13 protein-coding genes are annotated in these 12,523 nt (G+C 34.8%); 3 read left to right on the forward strand and 10 right to left on the reverse strand.

The features are described 5' to 3' along the window. Positions 1–2: 2 nt before the first annotated feature. Positions 3–353: an aspartate 1-decarboxylase gene (gene panD, locus NBX25_RS17260; protein WP_002976902.1), complete on the reverse strand. Its 351-nt coding sequence runs from the start codon at positions 351–353 to the stop codon at positions 3–5. A gap of 399 nt (positions 354–752) precedes the next feature. On the opposite strand from panD, the gene NBX25_RS17265 reads away from it, so the two are divergent. Next, positions 753–1,043, forward strand: a complete 291-nt coding sequence (locus NBX25_RS17265; protein WP_027379880.1) for an HU family DNA-binding protein — start codon at positions 753–755, stop codon at positions 1,041–1,043. Between the two features lie 447 nt (positions 1,044–1,490). Here the strand turns inward: NBX25_RS17265 and pdxH are convergent, their stop codons facing one another. After that, positions 1,491–2,132, reverse strand: a complete 642-nt coding sequence (pdxH, locus tag NBX25_RS17270; RefSeq protein WP_250254545.1) for a pyridoxamine 5'-phosphate oxidase — start codon at positions 2,130–2,132, stop codon at positions 1,491–1,493. 24 nt (positions 2,133–2,156) lie between these two features. On the opposite strand from pdxH, the gene NBX25_RS17275 reads away from it, so the two are divergent. Next, positions 2,157–2,708, forward strand: a complete 552-nt coding sequence (locus NBX25_RS17275; protein ID WP_250254547.1) for a YqgE/AlgH family protein — start codon at positions 2,157–2,159, stop codon at positions 2,706–2,708. 104 nt (positions 2,709–2,812) lie between these two features. Continuing rightward, a complete protein-coding gene (locus NBX25_RS17280) occupies positions 2,813–3,397 on the forward strand; it encodes an N-acetylmuramoyl-L-alanine amidase family protein (protein ID WP_250254549.1) in 585 nt (194 codons plus the stop codon). An 82-nt stretch (positions 3,398–3,479) separates the two neighbouring features. Here the strand turns inward: NBX25_RS17280 and NBX25_RS17285 are convergent, their stop codons facing one another. The 8 genes from NBX25_RS17285 to NBX25_RS17320 all read right to left on the reverse strand — a co-directional run bounded on the left by NBX25_RS17285 (position 3,480) and on the right by NBX25_RS17320 (position 12,453). Beyond that, entirely contained in the window at positions 3,480–4,295 is an 816-nt protein-coding gene (locus NBX25_RS17285) for an aminotransferase class IV (protein ID WP_123910240.1), read from the reverse strand. Positions 4,296–4,373: 78 nt separating this feature from the next. Beyond that, positions 4,374–4,760: an START-like domain-containing protein gene (locus NBX25_RS17290; RefSeq protein ID WP_034696870.1), complete on the reverse strand. Its 387-nt coding sequence runs from the start codon at positions 4,758–4,760 to the stop codon at positions 4,374–4,376. A gap of 189 nt (positions 4,761–4,949) precedes the next feature. After that, complete coding sequence (locus NBX25_RS17295; protein ID WP_250254606.1) at positions 4,950–6,125, reverse strand: aspartate aminotransferase family protein; 1,176 nt, start codon at positions 6,123–6,125, stop codon at positions 4,950–4,952. Positions 6,126–6,288: 163 nt separating this feature from the next. After that, positions 6,289–8,031 carry an OstA-like protein gene (locus NBX25_RS17300; RefSeq protein ID WP_123910236.1) on the reverse strand — a complete coding sequence of 581 codons (1,743 nt, stop codon included), beginning with the start codon at positions 8,029–8,031 and terminating at the stop codon, positions 6,289–6,291. A 3-nt stretch (positions 8,032–8,034) separates the two neighbouring features. Beyond that, positions 8,035–8,508 carry a Fur family transcriptional regulator gene (locus NBX25_RS17305; protein ID WP_002976876.1) on the reverse strand — a complete coding sequence of 158 codons (474 nt, stop codon included), beginning with the start codon at positions 8,506–8,508 and terminating at the stop codon, positions 8,035–8,037. Between the two features lie 67 nt (positions 8,509–8,575). Further along, positions 8,576–10,567: a KUP/HAK/KT family potassium transporter gene (locus tag NBX25_RS17310; protein ID WP_123910234.1), complete on the reverse strand. Its 1,992-nt coding sequence runs from the start codon at positions 10,565–10,567 to the stop codon at positions 8,576–8,578. Positions 10,568–10,692: 125 nt separating this feature from the next. Continuing rightward, positions 10,693–11,673: a pyruvate dehydrogenase complex E1 component subunit beta gene (locus NBX25_RS17315; RefSeq protein WP_045500521.1), complete on the reverse strand. Its 981-nt coding sequence runs from the start codon at positions 11,671–11,673 to the stop codon at positions 10,693–10,695. Between the two features lie 360 nt (positions 11,674–12,033). Next, positions 12,034–12,453 carry a DUF2147 domain-containing protein gene (locus NBX25_RS17320; protein ID WP_123910233.1) on the reverse strand — a complete coding sequence of 140 codons (420 nt, stop codon included), beginning with the start codon at positions 12,451–12,453 and terminating at the stop codon, positions 12,034–12,036. Between the last annotated feature and the right edge of the window lie 70 nt (positions 12,454–12,523).

Raw genomic sequence — 12,523 nt, forward strand, 5'->3', positions numbered from 1 at the left:
AATTACGTAAGAAGGTTTGTTTTTTCATCCGGGAAAACGATCTTCGGCTGGAAGTCTTTAGCTTCTTCAGGAGTCATCTGCGCATAAGCAATAATGATGATAATGTCATCCTTCTGTACTTTTCTTGCGGCAGGCCCGTTAAGACATACTTCTCCGGATTTTCTTTTCCCTTTGATAACATATGTATCAAAACGTTCTCCGTTGTTCACATTGACGATATAGACCCTTTCTCCCACTACCAAACCGGCAGCTTCTATAAGATCTTCATCTATCGTTATACTTCCTATATAATTAAGGTCTGAGGCTGTCACTCGTACCCTATGGATCTTGGACTTAAAAACTTCTATTAACATGCTGCAAATTTATTAATAAAAATTAATAAAACAGACCTTCACTACCATTAAAAAACTCCCATAAACAACGGGGTTTAATTTTATAAAACACAAAAAAAGAGATCATTAGTTATATTATTAACAATTATATTCTTAAAAACATCAATACTTTACACACAATTTAGGATTTAATAAATACAGGAAATAATATTAACTTTTTGCTAAAGTCAATAAACATAAGCATTTGGCATGATTTTAGTAACCCGTAACGTAGATTTTTCGTTGAAATACGAATTATCATATTTTAACTGTTTTCACTGAAAAGTAAAAAATTTGCATAAGTTTTTATAAAAAAATTGCACAATTAGAAAATAGTATTATATTTGCTATAATTACGAACTAACTTTAATATTAAAAATTATGAACAAGTCTGAATTAATCGACGCAATCGCAAAAGATGCAGGTATCACTAAAGTTGCAGCAAAAGCTGCTTTAGAATCTTTCATTGGTAACGTAACTTCTACTTTAAAGAAAAAAGACGGAAAAGTTTCTTTAGTAGGTTTCGGTACTTTCTCAGTAGCTGAGAGAGCGGCTAGACAAGGGATCAACCCTGCAACTAAAAAACCAATCAAAATTGCTGCTAAAAAAGTTGCTAAATTCAAGGCTGGAGCTGATTTATCAAACGCAGTTTCTGGTGCTAAGAAAAAATAATCATTCAGATTACAAAAATTCAAGACCGTTTCCAGGAAACGGTCTTTTTTTTGTCTTATAATTACGGATATTAGATTATGAATTCCTATATGTAAATATAAGTCAATAGAGTAACAGAGGAATATTCAGATATTAGGAAAAACTTTTATAACAGCACTCTGCTTAGTAAAATATTATGATTTAACATGAACCGGGTGTTATTCTAAACAATCTACAAGCCTTCTAATTTCTTTTATCAATATTTCTACGGTTTAGATCCAAATTAAGTGATTAGAATGGAGGAAGGTTGTAAAGAGAATGAAAACATTAATATTAATAAATAAGCGGGCTTTAGCCCGCTTCTATCGATGTATACAACTTTATGTGATACTTTCCTTCTTGTCTTTGACAATGAATAGATTTTAGGTAAATTCTGGACATCCTATCCCTATACCTACAACCTATTCCTTATGGAGCCAGTCGGGAAATCTTCCAGTCCAGACCATCCAACGTATAAACAATTCTATCGTGAAGACGATTAGGTCTTCCCTGCCAGAATTCAATTTCATAAGGTTTTGCAAGGTATCCTCCCCAATGATCTGGTCTTGGAACTTCTACGTTTTCGTATTCTTTTTCAAGGTCTTTTAATTTTTCTTCCAGAAATTCACGGTTAGGAATTTCCTGACTTTGTGGAGAAACTACAGCACCTAACTGGCTTCCTTTCGGTCTTGAATGAAAATAACCATCACTCAAGTTCTCTGCTACTTTTTCAAGATCAGCTTTAATGATAATCTGCCTCTCCAGGTTAGGCCAGAAAAAGTGCAGGCAAGCTTTATGATTGTTTTCTATTGCTTTTCCTTTTCTACTGTTGTAATTGGTATAAAAAATAAACCCTTCATGAGTGTACGCCTTCAACAATACCATTCTTGTTCTCGGGCAACCATCTTCCTCTACCGTAGATACTGCCATGGCATTAGCTTCCGAGACCTCAGGGCTCTCGCTCGCATCCAAAAACCAGTCTCTAAACTGCTCAATTGGATTTTGTTTTATCTCACTTTCAATAAGTTGGGATTTATCATACACTTTTCTTTTGTCGTGCAGGTTTTCCATAAATATTTTTTATTAAATTTGAGTATGAATCACTCATACAAAGGTAAAATATTAATCTCGACACCTGACATTTCCGGCGATATTTTTTCCAGATCGGTAGTATTGGTTATTGAACATAACGAAAGTGGAGCTTTTGGTTTGATCCTGAATAAAAAAAACAGCCAGATGAGTAGCAAATTCAAAGATTTCTTCGATTTTAAGATCGAGGTCTATGATGGTGGTCCTGTAGAAAATGACAAGGTATTTTTCATTGTAAAAGGAGATGAAAAAGTGACTGAAGTCTATACTGATATCACTGATGAATTTTATCTTACTGAAGATATTGAACGGATCATCAATGCTGTTTTGGCTAATGAACTGGATATTCACAATATCAAAATCTTTTCCGGATATTCTGGATGGGCCCCTAATCAACTGGATAGTGAGGTTCAGAGAAAGATGTGGACCGTCGTAGATGTTTATAATCTGGATTACACTCTTCCGAATGATCAGACTTTATGGAAATCTATCATGCAGAATCTTGGCGGAGAATTCTTACTTTGGGCTAATTCTCCTGAGGATATTTCATTAAATTAGCAATATCTCTTTCAGATCAATAAAATAATTAACAAATTTTAATATTTCGTTAACCAATTTTAAAGAAACTTTTCCCGTTCTTTGGAAAACCAAAAATCACTGAAATGAAAGGTATTACATTACTTGCTTTATCAATCTTTTCGACTGCTTTTTTATCATTCACTCCTCTTAACAAGAAATATATTATCATCGATGCCGGTCATGGCGGAAATGATAATTGTGCCGTCTATGGCCGCTTTAGTGAAAAAGATATCACATTAAAAATCGCGAAAGAAATTCAAAAACTTAATGAAAAGCAGGAGCAATACGAAGTGATTTTAATAAGAAATGAAGATACTTACCCAAGTCTTTCTGAAAGAACGAATCAAATCAACAAACTGAATCCGGAAATGGTCATTTCACTCCATGTTAATACTTCTCCTCAGGCAGAAACACCTAAACATGGAACTGAAATATATGTTCAAAATGCTGAAGACTCTAAGAAACTGGCGGGAAAAATCTATAAAAAATTTAATGTCCGTAAAATTGAAGAACGTAATAATCTTCATATTTTAAGAGAAACCAAAGCACCTGCTGTATTGGTTGAGCTTGGATTTATCAATAATTCTGCAGACAGAACTTATATTACCAGTGAAAGCGGACAAAAAGAAATCGCAAGAAAATTCGTTGACATTATCAACGGAAATTAAATATAGAAACAATTTCTGATTTACTCAGAATAAAACCCGGTAAAGGACTTTGTAACTTTGTTGTTTACCGGGTTTGTCAATTTTATGAGTTAAAACTCTTTTTCCAACTTTCTACCAATTCTGTAAATCGGGAAGTTTCAAAGGTTTTATTTCTTATTTTACCTACAGAAAATATGCCTTTCTCATCAGAAATCATTAAAATCTCTTCTGCTTTCTGAGATTCAAATGCAATAATCTCATGCTCCTGGATATCAGCCAGTTTATTTTTATGTAAGAAAGTAACAAAATTTTCCATTAAAGGCGAGATGTAAGCCCCCTCTGTCTGTTTTGGAACTTTAATAATATCACCTTCCATCAATAAAAGGTTACCGGAAGTAGTACGGGCAATTCTTTTATTAGGGTTTAAAAGAATAACATCATCAAGATCATTTTCCTGAGCATAAATTCCTCCATAGATATTTTCCGGGCTGTGTACTCTAATATTGCTTAAAAGATTATTATTTACATTAATTTCCTTAATCATATCCAGCTCCAAAGGTCTCTGATGAACCGCAAGTATATCGTCCATCTCTTCAACTTCATAAAAATAAGAAATTGAAGATTTCGCCAATGTCACAGCATCCTGATTTCTAAATACCTGGAAATTAATAATTCCATTTTTTATTCCTTTGCCGTCTATAATATCCTTTTGGAATAAAGACTGAAAAAACTCCAGGGTATAAGTTAAAGGAATATTCATTCTCATCTTTCTCATGGAAGCCATCAGGAAGAAATAACATTCTTCATCCATGATCAATTTACCGTCTCTTACAAAGAAAGAAACCTTCACTGCATCGCCCCAAAGAAAGGCTCTGTTCTTTACATTCAATGCGTCCGATGTAAAATATTGATTTTCCAATTTTTGATGTGATTTATTTACAAAAAAATAATGAACGATAAATCGTTCATCAGTTTTATCATTTGATACAGCCCTGCATTATGCAGCACCTAATTTTATTCTGAGATTCTCAATAAGATTTTCCCAATACATTGCGTTTTCTTCTTCGTCACCTTCTTCACAGAAATCTGTAATATTCAGTGCCAAATCTTCTGTAATATCATCTATAGTGATAGTCATTTCAAAGAAGTTTTTCGTTCCTTCATCTTCTTCCCATCTGAAACGCACGAAACCTTCAGGCTTATATCTGATCAAAGTGGCCTTTTCAGCAGGTCCTCCACCCCAGCTAAAAAAGAAATCATCGCCTTTCTCTGTAACCTCATCCGCAAACCATTCAGACAACCCCTCCGCTGTAGCCAGATATTCGTATAAAATCTCTGATAAACAATGCATTGGGAATTCGTAATGGACTTTATGTTTCGCCATATAATCTTTGTTTTTATCGTCCCGCAATATATAAATTAATTTTTTTATTACACAAAATTGCAGTTACTTTTTTAAAGAATATGCATGATATTTATCAGAGATTATAAATATGTATTATGTTAAGTATTAGCCTTTAAAATTACCATGTAAAGCATAAAAAAAATCTCCCCGTTTGGAGAGACTTTATCTTTAATCTTCATTCAGAATATCAAGTATAATCTGACAACCTTCTCGAATTTCATCAAGAGATAATGTAAGGGGTGGAGAGATTCTCAAATATTCATTTCTGTACAACTGCCAGAATACAATAAGCCCTTTTTCCATACATTTTTTAGCAACATGTAAAGTATACTCAGGTTCTCCAAGATTTACTGCCAGCATCAGACCTTTACCATTAATATTTTTAATCTTCGGATGTACCAAAAGTTCTCTGAACAGCTTCTCCTTCTCTTCGATCTCTTCCATTAGACCGCTTTCCAGCACTTCTTTCAAAGTAGCATAGCTGGCTGCAGCAATCAGTGGATTTCCTCCAAAAGTAGTAACGTGACCTAACTTCGGAGAATGAGATAACGTTTCCATAATTTTTCTGGAACTCATGAAGGCTCCTACCGGAACACCGCCTCCCATTCCTTTTCCCATCACAAGAATGTCCGGAACAATTCCGAAATGTTCAAATGAAAACAGTTTTCCTGTTCTTCCAAACCCAGGCTGAATTTCATCCAGAATTAAAAGTGCTCCTACTTCTTCACATCTTCTTTTTAGTTTAATCAAATAATCGACATTCGGTACCAGAAACCCCGCAGCCCCTTGAATGGTTTCCAGAATTACACAGGCTGTTTTTTCTGTAATCTTATCAAACTCATTTTCATTATTGAATTCAATAAAAGTAATCATAGGCAACAATGGGCGGAATTCTCTTTTATGATTTTCATTTCCTGAAACACTTAATGCTCCATGGGTGTTTCCATGATAAGAGTTTTTAAAAGAAATAATCTCCTCTCTTCCTGTATATCTTTTAGCCAGCTTCAAACTTCCATCAATAGCTTCTGCACCGCTATTCACCAGATACGTTACCTCCAGAGGTTCCGGAGTAGCTTCTGCAAGTAATTTACATAATGCAATTGGTTTTTCCTGAGCATACTCTCCGTATACCATTACATGAAGATATTTATCAGCCTGTTCCTTGATCGCGTTGACTATTTTGGGATGGGAGTGTCCCAATGTATTGGCAGAAACTCCCGCTACAAAATCAAGGTATTTTTTCCCGTCTGTCCCATAGATATAATTTCCTTCCGCTTTTTCAACTTCAAAACCTGCAGCAAATTTTGTGGTTTGTGCCTGATATATAAAAAAATCTTTGTGCATTTCCATTGTCTCAAAAAATTTCAGCAAAGCTATAAAAGATTCGTCAAACGCCGAAATTATTGATCGGTAATAAAAATTACTCTTAAGTTATTAAGAGTAATTTTATCAGTCTAAGCATAAAAAAACAAAAAACCGCTTTAAAATAAAGCGGTTTATATTGTAATTATTTTCTTACTCTTTTTGGCTTCTTAGCCTCTTCTTTGGCCCGTTGTTTTTCTATAACTTCCTGGGCCTGGTCATACAGCTCGTTATCAGAAGAATATTTGGTTTCTTCATAATTCGGAGTGTCTACCAGTATATCCTGCCATTTCCTGATCCGGTCTTTAGTATTCCAGTTAAAATCAGGAAACTTTCTTCTTGAAGGTTCTATTTTACTCATCGGATAGGTATCTGCGGTAGCCCCAATACTACAAGAAATAATCTGCAAGGCTCTTTCCTCAAACAAGGCACCAATAATACCGCAAGCTGAAAGTGTGATTCCAATTCTTTCAGGCTTTTGGGTTTCTTTGTTTACATCATCTACATAAGCAATAGACTGTGCATTTCCAACCACTCTGGCCTCTTTAATATCATTACCCTGATAGTAAACGGTCATATATTTACCTTTCACCTGATTGAATTCATCTTTCAGGGTTAAAGAATCTACTTTACTAATAGCAAAGGCATTTCCGATTACTTTTAAGGAGTCTATATTTTCATTCTTAGTATTAAAATAGGCTTCCACTTTATCTCCTGTCACCTGCTTTTCGCCACTCCATAAAATGGGTTTTGTATACATGTGCATAACACCATCCGTCTCATTAAAAGCAATAGAGTCTGCTCTTCCTTGTGCATTGGATTTATACATCCTTGCTTTTTTATAGGCTCTTAAAAAGCTTTTCTTTATACTGATATCTAAAGAATCCGGTTTTTGATAAGAGATAATCTTTTCTGCTGCAAAATACGCGGTATCTTTTTCCATAATTTTTACAGCATAGGGATTTTTAGTCATCATTGAAGAATCTTTTTTCTCAAAGATTTCACCATATCCTCCTTTCATGTATCTTCTTTCTTTCGGATCATCCAGTTTTACATTACCTGTAGCTTTTCCAAAACCTGTGATCTGATTAAAATACATATCATCACCGGTAAGGATTTTATCATTATAAAAGATCTTGGAATTTTTATTCAGGAAAGCTTCTTTGGTTTCCATTCTATAGGTTCCTCTTTCTGTGTAAACCCTGTTTTTAGGATTAGCTCTATTGGTAATGGTAGTCGGTCCAAAAAATTCGGCTACTTTGGTATTTTGATTCTGCTTGATATTAACTCCTTCAATGATGTATTGAGCATTGTCTATTTTCACATTTCCTACAAAATCAATCATTTTGGTGTCGAGAAAATAGGTTGCGGATTTGGTATACATCACATTCCCTTGGTTGTCAGAAATGGTACCTCCTGTATTAAAATAAGCCTGGCTCGACAGTTTATCATAATACAAAATATCAGTTTTAATGGTCTGCTTAGGATCTGTTAAAACAACATTTTTTCTGGCAACACCTTTTTGGGTATTCCCATCATATTCCATTTCTCCTGCGGTAATCACAGAACCATCAGCATTTTGAAGTTTTGCGTTTCCAATTGCTTTAGCAAAGTTTTCTTCACTATACAAAACAACTTCATCTGCGGTAAGTATAGATCCCTTTTGTTCTATCTGAACATTTCCTACGAAATACTGATTACCATCATACTTTGTGGGATCTTTAATAATTTTATCTGCGTTGATAAGTTTTATTTTATCTTCAGGTTTCAACGGCTGTGGTTTTGCAGGTGAAGGAGTCTGTAAATAGGGATCTCTCTTCACAGGAGTTTTATCCTGCGCAAAACTAAGCGTAGAAATAAAGATAAACAGAAAAAGGATTTTTCTCATTAATTAGTCATTCTTAGTGCCATAGAAATATAGCGAATGAGAATCAATTTTTACGCCAAATGCTTCTTCAATGGCTTCTTTGATTCCTTGAATTCTTGGGTCACAGAATTCAATAATTTCTTCAATTTCTTTATCAGAGTCTTTTTTGTAGATCACCAGGTGGTCATGCTGTTTGTCAAAATAAGACTTCTCATAAGATGAAGAGGTAAGGGTCTTTTCTCCGAATTGATGCTTACGGATTAAACCGGCATCAAGGAAAATTTCAATAGTATTATAAATAGTCGCCTTAGAAACATGGTATTTCTTCTGCATCATCAGAAGATACAGATCATCAACATTGAAGTGATGATCCATATTATAAATTTCTTCTAATATCGTATATCTTTCAGGAGTGTTTCTGAACCCTTTTTCTAATAAGTAGTTTCTTAAAACATCCTTGATCAAAGCTATATTTTTTTCTTTTTGTATTGTATCCATTAAAAAAATTATCTACAAATTTATTGAATTTTATTTAAATAGATAGTATGGTTTAAATACTCCAGAATTATGAGTTGTGACGGAAGTATCCGGACTGTTCAATTTTATTATCATAAACTGTAAGTTCCGTAATAGGGGCAGATTCTACTTCTACGTTGTGCGAAGACACTCCCCATGCTTTAAAGTCATCACTTCCGATATACTTCACAAAGTTGTAAATATTAAGCGTAATCTTCTGTTTAACAGTTAAAAGTATATCGTTGATATAGGTGTTATCTATGATCACATATTTCAAATCTGGCGGTATATCATGCGCTCTTAGAGATGGATGGCTGCTTCTTGAAGGAATGGTTCCATCTGCCATAAGATCTCTCAATACCATATTGAAATAGTCATTGATTCTTCGGTCTACCTTAAATCCTAAAAGGAAATTAATCTTATACACGGTTCCAGGAAGAATTTCATCTACCGTATATTTGAATGTATATGGATCCTCCTGATTCACAATACTCAGGATAAAGTAATGATCTGCTCTTTTTGGCTGTTTTTTGATGATGGAATAAATAATTTTGGACTCTACTTCATCATTTCTTTTAGCTCTGCTCAGATAAGCAAGGTTTGTTGCATATTTTGGAATGGTTTCATCCAGCTTCATATCCTTAAGGATGGAAATGTATTTATCAATTTTTACATATTGGATGAAATTTGCTTTAATTAATCTTCCGTTGTACCATGCGTACATACATACAGCGATAAATCCACCTAACACCATTGTTAACCAACCTCCATCTACAAATTTAATGACGTTGGCATAGAAGAATCCTGATTCCAGGAACAGATATACAACAGCAAAACCTGCAATAAAAATCTTACTCACTCTTGTACGGCTCAGCCAGAATAAGAGAAGAATTGTAGTCATCAACATGGTAATGGTAATGGTAAGTCCATAAGCAGCTTCCATACGTTCTGATTTCTGGAAGAATATTACCACTACAAAACAGAAAGCCATCAACCCCCAGTTAATTCTAGGAATATACATCTGTCCTTTAATCCCTGAAGGATATTCAATATGCTGATTCGGCCAGAAAGAAATAGACATAGCTTCTGAGAACATGGTAAATGATCCTGTAATAACCGCCTGACTGGCAATAATTGCTGCCGCAGTAGCCAGGATTACACTTGGTAGAACAGCCCATTCCGGCATAATTCCAAAGAATGGATTCACTCCGTTATGTACCTGATGGTAGTTATCCAGTAACCAAGATCCCTGTCCTAAATAGTTTAGGATAAGCATAAGCTTAACAAAAATCCAGCTGATTCTGATATTCTTTGCCCCACAGTGTCCCAAATCCGAGTATAAAGCTTCGGCTCCCGTAGTACACAGGAATACGGCTCCCATAATTACAATGGCACTTGATGAATGCGTAATCAGATTATACGCATACATTGGATTGAAAGCCCTGATGATCTCAATATGGTCAAAAATATGCATTGATCCGGAAATTCCTAAAACAAGGAACCAGGTCACCATCACAGGTCCAAAGAACTTTCCAATAGAAGCTGTTCCGAACTGTTGTACGACAAAAACAATGAATAGAATGATTAAGGTAATGAGAACTACCGGAGTTTCGGGGTTATAGATTTTTAACCCTTCAATTGCAGACATCACCGTTAAGGAAGGGGTGATTACACTATCTGCTACGAGCGTGGAGGCTCCAATAATGGCGACTACATACAGCCATTTTTTCTTGAGTTTTTTTACCAGTGAATACAACGCAAGAATTCCACCTTCCCCTTTGTTATCTGCTCTTAAAGCAATAATCACGTATTTCAGGGTAGTCTGAAGCGTCAATGTCCAGATGATACAGGATAATGCTCCTTCAATGTATTCATCAAATGGCATCGTAGCGCCTTCTTTTCTTGCATTCACAATCGCCTTCATTACATAGAGTGGTGAGGTACCAATATCTCCGAAAACGATTCCAAGCGAAACTATAACGCCTACAAATGAAAGCTTCTTTAGGTCAAAGTGATGACCGCCTTCTGTAACTTCTGCCATATCAGCCAATTTATTTTTTTAAAAGCGCAAATTTATATCAATTTTATGACCCTAAGAATTTTTCTTCATGAATATAATAAATGAAAAAACTTCCTTTCGGAAGTTTTTCTCTATAATCTATATCATTATTTAACGTACATCGCTTTTTTGATTTCCTCTTTTACTTTTTCAAGCTTAGGGAACCATTCTGCAAATAATGCAGCAGAGTAAGGTGCAGGTGCATCAGGAGTAGTAATTCTCTTGATTGGAGCATCTAAATAATCGAATGCTTTTTGCTGTACCATATAAGTAATTTCAGAAGATATTGAACCAAATGGCCAAGCTTCTTCTAAGATCACCAATCTATTTGTTTTCTTTACGGATGCTAAAATAGTATCAAAATCTAAAGGACGAACTGTTCTAAGGTCAATAACTTCAACAGAGATTCCTTCTTTCTCCATATCTTCAGCTGCCTGCATCGCCAACTTCATGATCTTACCAAAAGAAACTAAAGTAACATCTTTACCTTCTCTCTTGATATCTGCTTTTCCGATAGGTAAGTAGTACTCTTCTTCAGGAATTTCCATTTTATCACCATACATTTGTTCAGATTCCATGAAGATCACCGGGTCATTATCCTGAATAGCCGTTTTCAACAATCCTTTTGCATCATAAGGGTTTGAAGGTACTACCACCTTAAGTCCAGGACAGTTGGCAAACCAACCTTCAAAAGCCTGAGAGTGAGTAGCTCCTAATTGTCCTGCAGAAGCAGTAGGTCCACGGAAAACGATTGGGCAGTTCCACTGTCCACCACTCATCTGACGGATTTTCGCCGCATTATTAATAATCTGATCAATTCCTACTAAGGAGAAATTGAATGTCATAAATTCTACGATAGGTCTGTTCCCATTCATTGCAGCTCCTACAGAGATCCCTGTAAATCCAAGTTCTGCAATCGGTGTATCGATTACTCTTTTTGGACCAAATTCATCCAGCATTCCTTTTGAAGCTTTATATGCACCATTATATTCTGCAACTTCCTCCCCCATCAGGTAAATGGATTCGTCTTTACGCATTTCCTCGCTCATTGCCTGCGCAATTACCTCACGAAAAGTATATTCTGCCATATTTTCTTGAAAAATTTAGACTACAAAAATAGTGTTTTTTTATTATACACATAATAAAAAGGTGCCTCATTTGAATGAGAAGTCTCAATATTAATAATAAGCTAAGAACGAATATTTTGTGATGGAGGGAAGCTGGAGGCTGGAAAAGAGAGGTTATGTAGGCTTAAAAGAATAACCAAATATCTTTTTATTGCCTTTTTTCACTGACGGAATTATCATAAAACCAACAATAGTTTCCAGCTTCTTCTATCCTTTGCTCCTATCCTTATAAGTGGGGCGATTTTATTTTCGTTACCTATTTTTCAAAAAAATGACATTTCATTTCTGAAATGTCATCTTAAAATTCTATTTAAACTTATATTAATTAGCTTTCTCCCAAACCTGGGTTCTTCCTAATAATGATAATCCCAAATACCCTCTTACATTAAGCTTATCACCGCTTTTTGTAATGGTACATTTGTAAGTTTTTCCTGTTTTAGGATCTGTGATACTACCTCCGGTAAACTCATCCCCTTCTTTTTTCAATCCTCTGATGATTTCCAATCCTAAAATTGGTTTACCTTTTCTGTCATCTTTACAAACTGTGCAATTAGGATCAGCAGGTTTTATTAATAATTGAGAAACCTTCCCATAATACTTCCCATCAGATTTTTTGAATATCTCTACAATAGATTTAGCTTGTTTTGTTTCATCATCTATTGTCTTCCACTTTCCTTCTATCTGCGCAAATGTCATCACACCAAATAAAGAAAGCGCGAATGTTAACATTATTTTTTTCATATTTCTATAGTTTTAATTTTAATACAATATACTTTTCTATGTATTGATAAAAATATAAATTAATTCTTAA

Source organism: Chryseobacterium sp. Marseille-Q3244 (genome assembly GCF_940807095.1).
Taxonomy (GTDB): domain Bacteria; phylum Bacteroidota; class Bacteroidia; order Flavobacteriales; family Weeksellaceae; genus Chryseobacterium.